This is a genomic window from Herbinix hemicellulosilytica (assembly GCF_002904165.1).
GTDB lineage: Bacteria > Bacillota > Clostridia > Lachnospirales > Lachnospiraceae > Mobilitalea > Mobilitalea hemicellulosilytica.
In genome coordinates, this window is record NZ_CVTD020000025.1 from 14,856 (window position 1) to 31,825 (window position 16,970).

15 protein-coding genes and 1 pseudogene are annotated in these 16,970 nt (G+C 36.8%); 2 read left to right on the plus strand and 14 right to left on the minus strand.

The window, feature by feature from the left end; all coding sequences use genetic code 11:
* Nucleotides 1-26: 26 nt before the first annotated feature.
* The 9 genes from HHT355_RS11230 to HHT355_RS11270 form a co-directional block, all read right to left on the minus strand.
* A complete protein-coding gene (locus HHT355_RS11230; RefSeq protein WP_103203540.1) occupies nucleotides 27-467 on the minus strand; it encodes an ACT domain-containing protein in 441 nt (146 codons plus the stop codon).
* A gap of 376 nt (nucleotides 468-843) precedes the next feature.
* Nucleotides 844-1,566, minus strand: coding sequence for an amino acid ABC transporter ATP-binding protein (locus HHT355_RS11235; RefSeq protein ID WP_103203541.1), 723 nt, complete (start codon nucleotides 1,564-1,566; stop codon nucleotides 844-846).
* Nucleotides 1,553-2,290 (minus strand): amino acid ABC transporter permease, encoded by a 738-nt coding sequence (locus HHT355_RS11240; RefSeq protein ID WP_103203542.1) that lies wholly within the window; start codon nucleotides 2,288-2,290, stop codon nucleotides 1,553-1,555. The genes HHT355_RS11235 and HHT355_RS11240 overlap by 14 nt, the downstream gene beginning before the upstream one ends.
* Nucleotides 2,291-2,438: 148 nt before the next feature.
* Nucleotides 2,439-3,191 (minus strand): transporter substrate-binding domain-containing protein, encoded by a 753-nt coding sequence (locus HHT355_RS11245; protein WP_103203543.1) that lies wholly within the window; start codon nucleotides 3,189-3,191, stop codon nucleotides 2,439-2,441.
* 51 nt (nucleotides 3,192-3,242) lie between these two features.
* A complete protein-coding gene (locus tag HHT355_RS11250; RefSeq protein WP_103203544.1) occupies nucleotides 3,243-3,698 on the minus strand; it encodes a chemotaxis protein CheW in 456 nt (151 codons plus the stop codon).
* 38 nt (nucleotides 3,699-3,736) lie between these two features.
* A protein-coding gene (gene prfB / locus HHT355_RS11255) for a peptide chain release factor 2 (protein WP_103203545.1) occupies nucleotides 3,737-4,859 on the minus strand; the annotation gives its coding sequence in 2 pieces (ribosomal slippage) (nucleotides 3,737-4,783 and nucleotides 4,785-4,859; 1,122 coding nt in all).
* A gap of 72 nt (nucleotides 4,860-4,931) precedes the next feature.
* Entirely contained in the window at nucleotides 4,932-7,505 is a 2,574-nt protein-coding gene (gene secA / locus HHT355_RS11260; RefSeq protein ID WP_103203546.1) for a preprotein translocase subunit SecA, read from the minus strand.
* 231 nt (nucleotides 7,506-7,736) lie between these two features.
* Complete coding sequence (hpf, locus tag HHT355_RS11265) at nucleotides 7,737-8,264, minus strand: ribosome hibernation-promoting factor, HPF/YfiA family (protein WP_103203547.1); 528 nt, start codon at nucleotides 8,262-8,264, stop codon at nucleotides 7,737-7,739.
* A gap of 743 nt (nucleotides 8,265-9,007) precedes the next feature.
* Complete coding sequence (locus tag HHT355_RS11270; protein WP_103203548.1) at nucleotides 9,008-9,370, minus strand: PilZ domain-containing protein; 363 nt, start codon at nucleotides 9,368-9,370, stop codon at nucleotides 9,008-9,010.
* 248 nt (nucleotides 9,371-9,618) lie between these two features.
* Here HHT355_RS11270 and HHT355_RS11275 point away from each other — a divergent pair.
* Nucleotides 9,619-10,793: pseudogene (locus HHT355_RS11275) on the plus strand (ISL3 family transposase).
* A gap of 190 nt (nucleotides 10,794-10,983) precedes the next feature.
* Here the strand turns inward: HHT355_RS11275 and HHT355_RS11280 are convergent.
* Entirely contained in the window at nucleotides 10,984-12,234 is a 1,251-nt protein-coding gene (locus HHT355_RS11280; RefSeq protein ID WP_103203549.1) for a C40 family peptidase, read from the minus strand.
* A 220-nt stretch (nucleotides 12,235-12,454) separates the two neighbouring features.
* The gene (trxB, locus tag HHT355_RS11285) at nucleotides 12,455-13,378 is read right to left on the minus strand and encodes a thioredoxin-disulfide reductase (protein ID WP_103203550.1); all 924 of its coding nucleotides are present in this window, start codon (nucleotides 13,376-13,378) and stop codon (nucleotides 12,455-12,457) included.
* A gap of 434 nt (nucleotides 13,379-13,812) precedes the next feature.
* Here trxB and HHT355_RS11290 point away from each other — a divergent pair, with 434 nt between their 5' ends.
* On the plus strand, nucleotides 13,813-14,658 hold the full coding sequence (locus HHT355_RS11290; RefSeq protein ID WP_103203551.1) for a CvfB family protein: 846 nt from the start codon (nucleotides 13,813-13,815) through the stop codon (nucleotides 14,656-14,658).
* A gap of 154 nt (nucleotides 14,659-14,812) precedes the next feature.
* On the opposite strand, the gene HHT355_RS11295 is transcribed toward HHT355_RS11290, so the two are convergent.
* From HHT355_RS11295 to HHT355_RS11305, 3 genes are read right to left on the minus strand one after another with little or no spacing between them, the layout of a single operon-like run.
* On the minus strand, nucleotides 14,813-15,238 hold the full coding sequence (locus HHT355_RS11295) for a flagellar protein (RefSeq protein ID WP_103203552.1): 426 nt from the start codon (nucleotides 15,236-15,238) through the stop codon (nucleotides 14,813-14,815).
* Nucleotides 15,239-15,275: 37 nt separating this feature from the next.
* A complete protein-coding gene (locus HHT355_RS11300; protein ID WP_103203553.1) occupies nucleotides 15,276-16,019 on the minus strand; it encodes a ComF family protein in 744 nt (247 codons plus the stop codon).
* Between the two features lie 23 nt (nucleotides 16,020-16,042).
* Nucleotides 16,043-16,933, minus strand: a complete 891-nt coding sequence (locus HHT355_RS11305; protein ID WP_103203589.1) for a nucleotidyltransferase family protein — start codon at nucleotides 16,931-16,933, stop codon at nucleotides 16,043-16,045.
* Nucleotides 16,934-16,970: the final 37 nt, after the last annotated feature.

Here is a 16,970-nt window from a genome sequence, read left to right on the forward strand (position 1 = left end):
AGCTATAGTAATTGTTTTTATATGAACTATTCTCTTGCCAATATCTTTACATAATGAATACCATCCAAATCTTCTATGGCTTTCAGCATCAGTGAAATATCGTCCGTCTGGGGTAAGATTTCTACGCTTAAGGTTAACATTGCTATCTTGTTAACCGGAATAGACTGATGTATTGTCAGAATATTCGCCTGAGCTTTAGCCACATTATTCAGAACTTTTGAAAGCAACCCCGGGGTATCGTCCATTTGAATCATAAATGTTATTGTTTTGCCCCTGGAATGATCATAAAAAGGAAAAATGTCATCACGATATTTATAAAATGAACTTCTGCTGATCTGAACGGCATCCGTTGCCTCCTGCACGGTCATAGCCCGCTCAGAATCAAGAAGTCTTTTAGCCTCCACTACTTTTAAAAGCACTTCAGGCAAAGCCTTCTTTCTTACAATGTAATACTCGTCATCCCGCACAACAAAATACCTCCCAATTTTTATTTTTCAGTTGTATTTTCTACGGATACAATTGTCTTTGATAGAAAGAAATCTTATCATATAATTATGCATAATGCAAGACGAAATTACAAAGCCGCGGTCGGAAAAAATAACTTTTGTCACTTATGACAGATTATGTAAGTTATCTATTGAATTCTTTGTATAAAAATACATATTTTCTTATAAGAATAAATTTGATGTTTTAATTATAAATAAAGGGTTAAGAACCTAATTCACGATATATACAGAAAAAACACCTGCTGCAATCCTTTGCGCCACTAACCGGATCAAAAATCCCGCTTATGACTCTCAAATCACAGCACGTGTTCTTAAGTTTGAATTATTATAATTTATTTTACAATATTTTAGAAAGGAATTCCTTTAATCTCGGATGCTGTGGATTATCGAAAAACGCCTCCGGCGTATTCTGTTCAACTATCTTTCCTTCATCCATAAACATGACTCTTGTGGCAACTCTCTTTGCAAATCTCATCTCATGGGTTACCACAACCATAGTCATTCCTTCCTGAGCCAGGGCTTCCATAAGCTCCAGTACTTCCCCTACCATCTCCGGATCCAGGGCGGAAGTAGGCTCATCAAAGAGCATCACATCAGGATTCATTGCCAGAGCCCTGATTATGGCTATACGCTGTTTTTGACCTCCGGACAACTGATTCGGATATGATAACGCTTTTTCTTTAAGTCCGATTCTGTTAAGAAGCTCTATTGCTTTATCGTCGGCTTGATCTTTGGTCATAATGCCAAGCTTTGTCGGAGCCAATGTTATATTTTCCAAAACCGTAAGATGAGGAAATAAATTAAACTGCTGAAACACCATGCCCATTTTTTGCCGGATTTTATTTATATCAACATTTTTATCGTTTATCTTTTTTCCTTCAAACCAAATCTCACCTTCCGTAGGCTCTTCAAGCAAATTCAGGCAGCGCAAAAATGTGGATTTTCCGGACCCTGATGGTCCTATAACTACCACCTTTTCTCCCTTGTTTATAGTTTCGTCAATACCGTTTAAAACCCAGTTGTTTCCGAAAACCTTTTTTAGATTTTTAGTTACGATCACCCTTAGCCAGCCTCCTTTCAAATAAGGATAAAAGTTTAGATAAGCCCATTACAAGGACAAGATAACATAAAGCTGCTATTATTAACGGAGGCAGTATTTTCCATGTTCTTGATCCGATATATTGAGCGGCTTTTGTAAGCTCTGTTACCGCAATAACACTTGCTACGGAAGTTTCTTTAATTAAGGTAATAAACTCGTTTCCCAAAGCCGGAAGAATATTCTTAATAGCCTGTGGCAAAATAATCTTTCTCATAGTCTGCACATAACTAAGCCCCAAAGAACGGCCTGCTTCCATCTGCCCTTTATCTACGGATTCTATGCCTGCTCTGATAATTTCAGCCACGTATGCACCGGAATTAATACCAAAGCAAACAGCCCCTACCACAATTTCATTGGTATTTCTGGATGTAAATATAAGATTGTATATAATGAGAAGCTGAACCATCAGCGGTGTACCTCTGATAACGTTAACATAAATATTGCAAATGTTTGACAGCCACCGCATTTTATAGTTTACGGAAGCGACTTTTAAAACCGCTACCAGTATACCGATTAAAATACCGATAATAACCGCAAAAAATGAAATTAACAGGGTTATTTTCAGGCCGTTAATATATGACATATACCGCTGGTTTGGAATTAACGCATTGTAAAATGACTTATATAAATCATTTGCCCAGTTAAACCATGAACCTGATAAATACAAAATTTTCTCTCCTTTCATAACCTCCTTGGAAAAAATTAATGCAACAAGATATAAGGGACGACTTTCTTTTTGCATTAATATAGGGCTGCACTATAGATACAGCCCTTACATTTAAAGGTAGGTCTACAAAGATACACATGCAAGGATATGTGTACCTTCGGCAAAATTATTGATTTTTGCTTTTGCTTGTATGGTTTGCTATAAATTCTTCAATTTTTCCTTCGGTTTTAAGTTGTTCTATAACCGTATTTATTGCCTCCAGCAGTTCTTTGTTGCCTTTCTTTACGGCTATGGCATACTTATCCTCAAACAATACCCCGTCAAGAATAGTAAGTTCGGGATTTGCTTCTACCATTTCTTCGGCCGGCAAATTATCCATAACTATACAGTCAATTTTACCGTTCTTTAAATCTTCCGCTGCCTGGCCAAACTTTGTATAGCGTCTGATTTCTTTTGCGTTTACGTTTTCTTCAACCCAGAAATCAGCTATATTCCCTTGCTGAACACCGATAATCTTTCCGTCCAGATCATCTAAACTTGAGACGGTAGGATTCTCCTTATTTACTACAACAACTTCCGTGTTATCCACATACTCAACGGAAAAATCCATCGTTTCCAATCTTTCTTCGCTGATGGATACGCCTGCTGCCACAAAATCTACCTGGCCGCTTGCCACCGCAGCCAGTGCCCCGTCAAAATCCATATTCTTTATTACAAGCTCTTTTCCAAGGTAATCCGCTATGGCTTTGGCTATATCCATATCTACTCCGACTACCTCATCGCCTTCCAAATATTCATAAGGCGCAAAACTTGCTTCTGTACCTACTATTATGGTATTATCCTGCTTTGATTTGCATCCCGTAGCTAAAATCATTAAAAATATTGCTAATGTTACAATACCGATTATCCTCTTTTTCATCTTGTCCTCCACTCTAAAACCCGATCGGAGAATTTGACTTTTTAGCCATACTTAATTACTTTTAGGCATTTTTAAAGCATTCACTTCATCGTCTGAAAGAAGTAAATTACTGTCTAAAAGCAAAATAAGTTCTCCGTCTGAATATGCTATAGATTTTAAATAAGAGGTGCCGCTGTTTTTTAATACCTCGGGAACATCAAATACATCGGATTGGTCAAAATCTTTAATACCCTTTACAAGGTCTACCTCAAGGGCAATTTGCACATCTCCTGCATTGGTAATCAAATACCTTGTATCTTTATCTGCTTCTTCATCAGGAAGGTTAAATTTCCTCCTTAAACTGAATACGGGAATTTCAGTTCCTCTCAAATTTATCTTGCCCTTTATGTTTTTTGGCATTTTTTCGGCTTTAACTACTTCCAAATCCTTTTCAATCGTACTTACCTTGGTTATATCCAATCCGTATTCTTCTCCGTTTATCTGAAAAACCGCTTGCTTTATACTCATTTGTAAACCTCCTTAAGCTGTCCCGCCTTAATAACCGGTTATTTCGATTGTAACTTTCTTTGTGCATTCCATTTTAAATAAGCGTTTATAAAGGGATCCAGGTTCCCGTCAAGGACGCTCTGTGCGTTACCGACTTCCTCATTCGTCCTGTGATCTTTTACTAAAGTATACGGCTGCAGAACATAGGAACGAATTTGATTGCCCCAGCCAATTTCTTTTACTTCCCCTCTGAGTTCGGATATTTTCTCCTGATTTTCCTGCTGCTTCATCATATACAGTTTCGCCTTCAGCATTTGCATGGCCTTTTCCCTGTTCTGTATCTGTGAGCGTTCGTTCTGACACTGTACTACGATATTGGTAGGAAGATGGGTTATCCTGACTGCGGATGCGGTTTTATTTACATGCTGTCCGCCTGCACCGCTTGCATGATAAGTATCGATTCTTAAATCTTTTTCATCGATTTCTATGTCTATATCTTCTTCAATATCCGGCATGACATCACAGGATACAAAGGAAGTCTGTCTTTTTCCTGCCGCATTAAACGGTGATATTCTTACCAGGCGATGAACTCCCCGCTCCGATTTTAAATAACCGTATGCATATTCACCGTTAATTTGAAGGGTAACAGATTTTATTCCTGCTTCTTCACCGTCCAGATAATCAAGTACCTGTACGGTAAAACCTTTTTTGTCGGCCCATCTTTGATACATTCTGCATAACATTCCGGCCCAATCGCAGCTTTCAGTGCCGCCCGCTCCCGCATGCAGTGTTAAAATCGCATTGTAACTGTCATACTCCTCGGACAGTAATGTTCTAAGTCTTAGCTCCTCAAAATCTTCCTCAAATTTGTCCAATGCTTCTTTTATTTCAGGAAGCAGCGACTCATCATTTTCCTCATATCCTATCTGAATAAGAGTTTCTAGATCCTCATATTCATTCTTAAGTCTGTTGTATTTTTCGACAATGTTTTTTAGCCCGTTTAATTCTTTTATAATTTCCTGAGCCTTTTTTGCATCATCCCAAAATCCCGGGGCTTCCATTATCGAACTTATCTCTTTTATTCGCGATTCCTTACCTGCCAGGTCAAAGTGCATCCCCCACTTCAGCCAGCGGTTTTTCAAAATTCTCCAAGGTATATTTATATTGATCTAACTCTACCACTGTATCACCTCTTTCTAGTATTATATACTACCATTTATAAAAATTCAACCAAAATTGTATAAAAATTCGTTATTAAGCATTACGTCCGCAGCAATGCTTATATTTTCTTCCGCTTCCGCAAGGACACGGATCATTGGGCATAATCTTTTTGCTTGCTCTTTTAATCGGAGTCCTTGCCACAGTGTCATCCCTGTTTGTTCCTGTTACTTTAGCAACTTCTTCCCTTTCAACCTTTTGCTCGACTCTTACGTGCATAAGAGCCTTAACGGTTTCCTCGCGGATGGAGTTTATCATTGCTTCAAACATTTCAAAGCCCTGGAATTTATATTCAACTATAGGCTGACGGTTACCATATGCCTGAAGCCCGATACCCTGACGCAGCTGGTCCATATCATCTATGTGATCCATCCATTTACGGTCAATAACCCTAAGCAGAATAACCCGTTCTATCTCTCTTAAATGTTCGCTGTCAGGAAATTCGGCTTCTTTTTCCTCATAGAATTTTACCGCTTTTTCTTTAAGCTGCTGAATCAGGTCATTTTTCTTCATGGATTTCATCTGCTGCGGTGTAAGCACTACAGGCTCCATAGGTATTATAGGAAGCAGCATATTATTTAACTCATCCAAATCCCATTCGGACGGAGACTGATCATCACCGATACAAGTATTTACACACCCTTCTACGGTATCGGTAATCATCTTGAATATGGTATCCCTCATGTTTTCTCCGTTCAGGACCCTTCTTCTTTCGGCGTAAATAACTTCTCTCTGTTCGTTATTTACCTGGTCGTATTCAAGCAGGTTCTTTCTTATACCGAAGTTGTTGTTCTCTATTCTTTTTTGTGCTTTTTCAATGGCGCTGGAAAGCATCTTGTGCTGTATCTGCTCTCCCTCGGGTATACCCAAAGAATTAAATATATTCATAAGTCGTTCCGAACCGAACAGACGCATAAGGTCGTCTTCCAATGAAATATAAAAGCGGGATTCACCGGGATCTCCCTGTCTTCCTGAACGTCCTCTTAACTGGTTGTCAATACGCCTTGATTCATGACGTTCGGTACCGATAACTTTCAGTCCGCCTACTTCGGCAGCACCTTCTCCCAGTTTAATATCTGTACCACGGCCGGCCATATTTGTGGCAATTGTAACTGCTCCGAGTTTTCCGGCCTCGGCTATTATTTGAGCTTCCATCTCATGATATTTGGCATTAAGTACGTTATGAGGAATTCTCTTCTTCTTCAACAACTCACTGATTTCTTCCGACGCCTCGATAGAAATAGTACCCACCAGTACCGGCTGTCCTTTCTTGTGGGATTCTTCAATATCTTTTATTATGGCAGCCAGCTTTTCCTTCTTTGTCTTATAAACCGCATCTTCATGGTCTATACGGATTACGGGAACGTTGGTAGGAATTTCAATTACGTCCATACCGTAAATTTCTCTGAATTCTTGCTCTTCTGTAAGCGCCGTTCCGGTCATACCGCATTTTTTCTTATACTTGTTAAAGAAGTTCTGGAAAGTTATGGTAGCTAAGGTCTTTGACTCTCTCTTTACCTTAACCCTTTCTTTAGCCTCTATTGCTTGATGAAGTCCGTCACTGTAGCGTCTTCCCGGCATAATACGGCCCGTAAACTCATCCACAATAAGGACCTCATCGTCTTTAACTACATAATCTTTATCTCTGTGCATAAGATAATGAGCCCTGAGGGCAAGGATTACATGATGCTGGATTTCCAGGTTCTCAGGATCGGCAAGGTTTTCAATATTAAAAAACTGCTCTACCTTTTTAATTCCCTGCTCTGTCAAATGTACATTTTTCTCTTTTTCGTTGACTATAAAGTCGCCTTCTTCTTTTATTTCTTCTTTCATTATGGCCGCCATCTTGGTAAGCTCGCCGCTGGCTTTACCTTTTACCAGCTGTCTTGCCAGTATATCACATACCCTGTATAATTCGGTGGACTTACCGCTGCTTCCTGATATAATCAAAGGTGTTCTTGCCTCATCTATAAGAACAGAGTCAACCTCGTCAATTATGGCATAATGAAGATCCCTTTGAACCAGTTGTTCTTTGTAAATGACCATGTTATCCCTAAGATAATCAAAGCCGAACTCATTGTTGGTACCGTAAGTAATATCGCAAGCATAGGCCTTTTTTCTTTCTTCCCTGTCCATGCTGTTTAAAATTACCCCGACCGACAAACCTAAAAATTCATAAATCTTGCCCATCCATTCGGTATCACGCTTGGCCAGGTAGTCGTTAACTGTAACGACATGTACGCCTTTTCCTTCCAAAGCATTTAAATATGCCGGAAGCGTAGCCACCAGGGTCTTTCCTTCACCGGTTTTCATCTCGGCTATGCGTCCCTGATGCAAAATTATACCACCGATCAGCTGTACTCTGAAATGCCTCATTCCAAGGACCCTTTTTGCGGCTTCTCTTACCGCCGCATAAGCTTCTACCAATATATCATCAAGGGTTTCACCGTTTTTCAGTCTGTTTTTAAACTCGACAGTTTTGGCTCTTAGAGCTTCGTCGGACAGCTTCTCCATCTCAGGCTCAAGAGCTTCTATCCTGTCAACTAAAGGCAACACACGCTTAACTTCTCTTTCACTGTGTGTTCCAAATATTTTTTCTATCAGTCCCATTATATACTCACTCCCGTATCTTTCTTTTCAATCTTATAACGTCTGGGTTCTTCAATGTAATAATTCACCTATTATTGTAACATTACCGTTTATATTTTTTCAACTTAATTTTATCCCCTAGGCATATCCATAGCAAATACAAGAAGACTGCCGCAAATAATGTCGGAAATATTTGCGGCAGTCCTTATTATCTAGTTAAGTATTCACACATCTAACTGTGTAACACCCATCTTAATACTCGGGTTCTATCAGTCCATAGGTATTGCCTTTTCTTTTATATACCACATTAACTTCATTTGTCTGCGCATTTCTGAATACAAAGAAATTATGTCCCAAAAGCTCCATTTGCACACAAGCTTCTTCAGGGTCCATAGGTTTTATGGCAAATTTTTTAGTCTTGACTATTTTTACGCCATCGTCTTCGGCATAATCATCTTCCATAAACGCCTTGTTAAAATTGGCAGCAGCCTGCTTGTGGTTTATCAGCTTATTTTTGTATTTTCTTAATTGGCGTTCAATGATTTCTTCAACCAAATCTATAGAAACATACATATCATTGCTTACTTCTTCTGCTCTTATAATACTTCCTTTAACAGGAATTGTTACCTCAATTTTTTGCCTATCTTTCTCGACACTAAACGTCACATGAACTTCTGTTTCAGGAGTGAAATAACGTTCCAGTTTTCCGATCTTTTCATATACTGCGTTCTTCAAACTTTCCGTTACATCAATATTTTTTCCACTGATAATATAACGCATATGATCAACTCCTTTTCATAATTAGCACATAAACTAATATGCTAATTTGATTGTAGTTTTATTATATCATAGCCAAAATCTTGTTACAAGCTTTTTAAGATTAAGGTTCATTTATACAGATAAAACTCTATTTATTTTCATATTACCATATTTTCCAACAATTTTCGTTAAATATTAATCAATTAATCCTATAAAAAACTATTATCCGACAATATAAAAATCAGCTACTTTTTCGTATAGATTTACATAAAATGTCGATTTATCAGAAGTAACAAAACGAATTTTCGAACTTTACATGAATTTTAACGTGCGACAAGAGTAGTTTATAAATGTGGATAATGTGGATAAATTCGTGTATAACTTCTTTTCAATTAAAATTAGTGCTTTTATTATGTGGATAACTTCTTAATAAAGTTATCCACTTAAAGTTACTATATCCATTTTATGTAAATAACTTTTCTTCTTTTGTGCAAGATAACCATATCCGGCTTTGTCAATAGGTTTTTGTTAATGATTTTTTTGATCTTATTTCAAATTAAAATTTCTCTAATTTAATCAATTTTCAAAACTTTATGAAAGTTGATAAATTTTATTGCAAATACTACGATTTAATTCGTAATTTGCTTCCTTTTTTTTAATATATCCCATTTATCATGCATTTTATTAATAAAAAAGGCCGTCCTAAATGATGACTCACTTAGTACAGCCTGCTATCACGCTTATTTTATTTAATAACTATAATATTAAGACATTAAACTCTTTTCATATTTATCAACTTTATCTGCCAGAAAAGGTGCAAGCCCCACAAATTCCGCTCCATAAGCATATAAATTTTTTTCCACCTTCTGCGTCCGGACAATGCGCATTACAACCCTAATGAAATCTCCGTTATTTAAATTAATAGTCCCTCTAAAATAGTATCCAACGGGTAAGACTGCTTCGCTTACAAAACCAATACCGCTTTTTGAAATATCGTAAACCCTTATCGAAACCCCTAAATTTTTTACTACTATATTATCTTGCTTAAATAGCTCGTCTACTTCCATTTTAAGATCAATAGGCAGTCTTTTATACCTTCTTCTTTCATTTATTTGTTTGTTATCCACATGAACACCCCTTCTGGAATTAGAAAAGATATTACAAATTATACGGGTATCACAATAAAATAATAGCACAAATTCAATTATTTTCCAATAATTTTATTAAAATACAGCTTAAATAACTACAAAAAAGAGGTTCTATAATAAATGTTGGGGTAAGTGAATCATTTAGTTCACAACCCCAGCATTTTAGTTTATAATAAAAAAACCTCCCAGTGCCAGTCAATAAGTAGACCACCAGGAGGTAAATAAATATGCTTAATAAGCATATCACATCTTTATTAAATTTGGAAGGTATTTTTGTAAAAAAAATCAACCACGCAGATAATTATTTAAAAATTTATATTGAAACAAAAGCCACAACACAGATTTGCCCTTGTTGTCATCAACAAACTAAACAGATACATGATTACCGTTATCAAAAAATTAAAGATTTACCTTTACAGTTCAAAGACTGCTATCTAATTCTTAAAAAAAGGCGGTATCGTTGTAAGTGTGGAAAACGTTTTTATGAAAAATATCCCTTTTTAGCTAGATATCAGCAACGAACCACTCGTCTTACTCAATACATAGCTAATGAATTACGAAATTCGGTTTCTATAAAAGCTGTTGCTGAAAAATCTAATGTATCTCATTCAACGGTCACTAGAATTCTGGATACTATTCATTATTCTAGTTTCCCTTTGAAAGATGCTATTGCTATTGATGAATTTAAAGGTAACGCTGAAACAGGTAAATATCAATGTATTATTGTTAATCCTAAAAAGAATTACATTATGGACATCCTACCTGACAGAACTCAATCTCATCTTTCTGCTTATTTTAGAGAAATGAATCGTAATGAAAGGCATCGGGTAAAATTCTTTGTTTGTGATATGTGGCAGCCATATGTTGATTTAGCTTATAGTTATTTTCCTAATGCTGTAGTAATTATTGATAAATATCATTTCATAAGGCATGTAACCTGGGCAATAGAAAATGTACGTAAAAGAATACAAAAATCCATGTCTCCTACTTTGAGAAAATACTACAAAAGAAGCCGTAAATTAATTCTTACCAGGTATTATAAGTTAAAGGATGAAGATAAAAAAGCCTGTGATCTTATGCTGCTTTATAACGATGATTTAAGGAAAGCTCATATGCTTAAAGAATGGTTTTATGATATTTGTCATAATGAAAAGTATTCTATTCAAAGAAAAGAATTATTTGAATGGATAAAGAATGCAGAAAACTCAGGCATTAAAGAGTTTAAAAAATGTGCAGCAACTTTCCGACATTGGTCAAAAGAAATACTAAATGCATTTAAATATGGCTTAACCAATGGTGTAACAGAGGGATTTAATAATAAAATAAAGGTACTTAGCGTATATCTTATGGTATAAAAAACTTTGAAAGATTTCGTACACGTATCTTACATTCTTGCAATTAAATAAAAATAAATATGACTGGCACGAGGTTTATTTGTCATGCCCAAAAACAGGTATTGGTGAGTCAATCATAAAAATAGGCTCTAAGCCTAGTGTTTTAGCATGATTCAAACATATCATACCCCAACACTAGACAAAGAGCCAAAAAAGACTGTCCTGCTTTTACTCCAGGACAGTCTTATATTAGCTTATTTAATCAATAACATTTCTTATAGTATATATTTTTCTGTAATTATATTTGGAAGTTATAATACCTTGTCTTGAATTTGCTGCATGTACTATTTTTCCATCACCGATATATAAGGCAACGTGGTTTACAACGTTACTGCTGTTGGCATAAAAGATCAAATCACCCGGCTTAAGTTCTCCTTCGCTTATTTTACGCCCTTGTTTAGCCTGCTGCCTTGACTGTCTTTCAAGGGAAATACCGAATTTAGCAAAGACCAGTTTAACAAAACCGGAGCAGTCCGTTCCGTTGGTAAGGCTGTTGCCACCGTATACGTAACGGTTGCCGACGAATTTAAGGGCATAATTAACTATTTCCTTCCTTAGCTGGCTTACGTTGCCTATATTTACGGTTGTTTTTTCTTCATTATTAGATTGCTTCTGTTCATTTTTCTTCTGCTCTGCAGCCTTTCTTGCTTCTTCCTGTCTTCTTGCTTCTTCTTGGCGTCTTCTCTCTTCTTCTTCAGCCAGCCGCTGCAGTCTTTCAGCTTCCGCTCTTTCCGCTTCCTGCTGCATGCGGATTAATCTTTGCTCCTCTTCTATAGAAATGGCTTTTTTAAATATTACTTCTATTTCTACATAATCTTTATGTACATAACCTGTCAAATCATTGCCGTATTCGTCGGAAGTTATAAGGATTTTTGCCCATTCATCGGTTTCCTCCAGAACAGGATAACTCTCACCCAAAGGTATCAATTCCAGAGTTCTTGATTCTTTACTGGGTTCTTCACGAACTCTCAAAGTTTGGGTATTTATTACCGTAGCATATTTTTCAGCATACTTGTCTATCAATCCTTCCGCATCTTTGCCCACTGCAAGATAATTGGCAGCGATATAACCAGTCACATCACCGGATATTATTTTTACCCAGTCTCCGGGAAGCCATTCAAGAATATCGGCTGCACTTCCTTTGTATAACTTTCCGACTATCTCACTTTCGGTAGACGGTTGGTTTCTGATATTTACATAATTAGCGGCAATCGAAATCCCCAAATTAGCATAAGGAGAATATAATTCTGTCTTATATATTTCCGTTATTTTATCTGTAACCGAACTATCTCCGCATGAAAATACACTATTCAAGGTTTTTGATATTCCGGCCACACCACAATCAACCAATGTCGACTGCTCGGCGTATGCTTTATCTTTAGAACTTAATAAAACTATTATGGCCGATGCTGCCAATACGGCAACTCTCAAAGCCGGACATTTTTTCATCTGTATTCCTCCCAAGTACGCTTATAGCTATTCTTCTCTCGTATTCATTTTGCTACGGGTTGAACTGTTTCAAATTGTTACAAAATTATTACATTGTTTAAAATCATTATAGCAAACCCTATACTTGGTGTCAATAAATTAATGTAAAGTAAAACCGGAAAATCAGGTATTTTCTTATATTTTTAACTTTTCGAAAAAAATTGCATTTAATTGTCCGGCATTAGTTATTGTTCAAATATTTTTCTACTGCTGTAATAGCATTTGCTCCGTCAGATGCCGCAGTAATAATCTGCCTTAACTCTTTTGTCCTTATATCACCGGCGGCAAACACTCCGGGAACATTGGTTTCGCAGTTTTCTCCGGCAATAATGTAACCGTATTCATCTGTGGCAACAATTTTATTAAATATATGTGAATTTGGTATATAACCGACCGCAATAAACACACCTGCTACTTCCACATTAGATATTTCACCGGTTTTTACATTTTTTATGTCAAGAGATTCTACAGTTTCCGTTCCGTTTATCTTCTCTACCACACTGTCCCATAAAATCGTTACATTTTCCAATGCCATAAGCTTGTTAACGCTGCTTTTTGCCGCCCTGAACTGATCTCTTCGGTGTATTATATAGACTTTTTCACATAGCCTGGACAAAAATATAGCATCCTCAACGGCTACGTCTCCTCCCCCGACAACCGCCACCGTTTTGTTTTTAAAGAAGGCTCCGTCACAGGTAGCGCAATATGATACACCAAGCCCAGAAAATTTATCTTCTCCTTCCACGCCTAAACGACGGGGTTGGCCTCCTGTCGCTATAACTACCGTTTTTGAACGGTATTCATTACCGTCATCCAATGTAATTACTTTTATTTCATTGTCCAGCCTAAAATCCGTAACCTCACCTGTAATAAATTTTGTATTTAATTTTTCGCAGTGCTCCCTGAACTTAGTACTAAGATCAAATCCGCTGATACCGGGAGTACCAGGATAATTATCCACTTCATAGGTATTTATTATTTGTCCCCCGCTAATAACGTTTTTTTCGATAACTATACAATTAAGTTCAGCCCTTTGGGCATATATGGCAGCAGCCAGTCCCGCAGGCCCTGAGCCGATTATTATTACATCATAAACCATGTTAATCCTCCTTTTATTCCTGATAATATGTTTGAAATCCGGTTTTTATATGTTATACTAAATTCATCCATTTTCGCAATTATGACAGCCGGGATATTTTAATTCGGCATATCTGCTTAATTAAATATATCTATATCCCGGTATTTATAATTGCTGTGCTCAGCTTAGATTCATTTACAAGCGTCTATAAATTTTTTCTTAAGTTAGTCTTGTAATTGCTTGTTCTTACCCTCATTTTGGTTAAACATATTATAGCAGAGCAAAATAATAAATACCAGCAATTTATATTATTAAGTTTAATAAAGATTTTTATATCGGTAAGATTTATTTAAATTCAGAAATTGCAATTAAGAGTGAATTTAATATTTACCTGAAATATATGATATTCTATTATCAGAAATAATTTTCTTACACATAAGAATTAAGAAAGGAATATTAAAATGATAGAATTAGGAAAGTATCAGCTTTTAGAAGTATGTAAGAAGACAGATTTCGGCATATATTTATGTGAACCCGGCTCAGACAAAAGTCACACGGTTCTTCTCCCTCAGAAGGAAGTACCGGAAGGCACTCAGCTTAACGATAAAATTACTGTATTTGTTTATAAAGATTCGGAAGACAGGGAAATTGCAACAACGGCAAAAGTTCCTCTTACCGTCGGTGAACTGGCTGTTCTTAGGGTAAAAGAAGTAACAAAGATAGGCGCATTTTTAGACTGGGGCCTATCAAAAGACCTGCTGCTGCCTTTTAAAGAACAGACAGCTAAGATTAGCGAGGGCGATGAGGTTCTTGTATCCCTGTATGTAGATAAAAGCAATCGGCTTTGTGCCACTATGAAGGTATATGACCTTCTTTATACAAATTCCAATTATAAAAAAGGAGACACGGTATCGGGTATCGTCTATGAAATAATTGAAGCATTCGGTGCATTTGTGGCGGTTGACAACAAGTATTCGGCTCTTATTCCAAAAAAAGAACTGTTTAAACCCTTAAAAATAGGCGACATTGTTGAAGCCAGGGTTATTGAAGTAAGAGATGACGGGAAACTTACCTTAAGCTTAAGAGACCGGTCTTATATTCAGATGGATTATGATGCCGCTGTTATATTGAAAATATTAAAAGAAGCCGGCGGTTATTTGCCCTACCATGATAAAACCGATGCCGCTGTTATAAAGAATAAATTCCAAATGAGTAAAAAAGCATTTAAAAGGGCTATAGGCAAACTCTATAAAGAAGGGGCCATTATCATAGAAGAGGACGGTATACGCCTTAAAAATAAGCCATAAAACAATGTTTCGTATTTAAATGGCTTTAATATCATTACTAAGTTTAACCCGTAAAAACTTACAATAACTATTTTTAAATTTAATATGAGGCCAGGCAATTGGTAAAAATAAAACGGCGAACATTAATGTTCGCCTATATTATTTAGAATGTATATCAATCCTTTTGTATTCTTTCAGATTGATCCAAAAAACGCATTTTGGCTTGGTCTTTGAAATCTTTGATTTTTTTCTTATCTTCAGTCTTCGGATAGAGCTCCTGAAACCCACGGGCCAATTTGTCCTTACAGGCTTTGCAAAATCTTCCCGTTTTTATGGTGGCACCACAGCCTTCACAATCTATTCCTATAACGGAATCGTCCGAAAAAGCAAGTCTTTCTTCCCGTATCCATTGCTTTATCTGTCCAATGCTTACATTACATACCTCGGATACTTCATGCATCTCGGCTTTCGGATGATCATACACATATTGCTTTACTTCCTGAAATTTTTCTTCCAATGCATTCATACAGGTGGGGCATAAAGGAGGCCCACTTAAATAATTAAACAATTTTCCGCATGTTCTGCAATTTCTTACATCCATTCGATATCCTCCCCTTCATGGCTTCGGATTCAGACTTCTAAAAGCCTTTTCCGGTACATAAGGTTATAAAATAAACACAACTTATTCCTTTTTGTTTCAACACGCTGGCACAAGCTTCAATTGTACTTCCTGTGGTATAAATATCGTCCACTAGCATTAATCTGTTTAGTTTACTTATCTTATTTTCATCGTAGGCCTTGTTAATTTCAAATGCTTCCCTGAGATTTTTAAGCCTTTCTTTGTCGCTTAGCTGCTTTTGAGGTAAGGTTTTTTTATTTCTAACCAATAAATCCGGTAGAACAGGTATATTAAGCTCTTTTCCGATACTTCTTGCCAAAATTTCCGCCTGGTTATACCCTCTTTCACGGTATTTGCTTTTATGTAACGGCACCGGCACAAGAGCGTCCGGAGCCAGATAAAGAATTTTATTTCCGTACCTTTCGACTACTGCCTGGGTAAAATATTTCGCATACTCTTTTTTATGCCTGTATTTAAAGTCCATAATTGCTTTCTTAATTGCAGAATCGTAAATCCATACGGAAAAGCCCTGCTCATAATGATATTCCCTTTTCTCGCAGTCGATGCAATATTCTTTTTGCTCATCGTCTATAGGCTTACTGCATTTCTTACAGCGAGGCTCGCTGATAAACTGAAGCTTATCTTCACATTGGGTGCAGATATTTCTGTCCTTCGGAATGACAATGTTACCGCATACCGGACACCTTACCGGATATAACATATCTAAAAATGTCTTAAGCAATGCAAACTCCCGTATTGCCATATAATATTAACCAACCTTAAAAATTAATTCCTGTCAAAAAGTTTTACAGGATAAACTCCTTTATCGATAAGGTTTCTTATTGACGAAACTACCAAGTCTTTATCTTCCTTATAAGTTACCCCAAACCACTGATCCGTTGTTTTTAATACTTTAACTTTTACTTTGCCCGAATTAACCAATTTACCTACTACTTCCGGAAGAAGATATTCTTTCTTGACTTCATCCGGTTTAAGTTCTGCTAAAAATTCTTCGAATCCCTTCTTAAGCTCATTAAACAGACTGGGTTTAAATCCCCACATATTCATTGATACCACACTGTCAAGGTCTATGGTAATTTCTTTTTCATTCTTATCCCGGGCTTTGGCAACATTTCCGTCTCTTATAATTCCGCCTGTTTCAACAATATCCACCAGCCAGCCGTTATCATCCGTTTTACAGATACCGCGGGTAACGGCCCCATTTTCACTTAAGGTGTTGCCAAGGACAAAACCTGCCATGCAATACACATACGGATCATTTTCGGAGTTAAGAAAATTATATATTAACCTGAAAGACTCCTTTCCGTAGTAATCGTCTGCATTAATAACAGCAAAAGGTTCGTTTACTACATTTTTACAACATAAGACTGCCTGGCCTGTCCCCCAGGGTTTTGTTCGCCCTTCCTGCACCTTATATCCGTTAGGCAAATCATCAAGTTCCTGAAATACATATTCTACATTTATAAGTTTCTCTATACGGTTTCCGATAACTTCTTTAAAATCTTTTTCCAAATCCTTGCGGATGATAAATACAACTTTGTTAAATCCCGCTTCGATAGCATCATATATGGAATAATCCATAATTATTTCGCCGTTTGGTCCAACAGGCTCCAGTTGTTTAATTCCCCCGTATCTGCTCCCCATACCTGCTGCCATAATAACTAATGATGTAACAGAAGACAATGTAAAAACC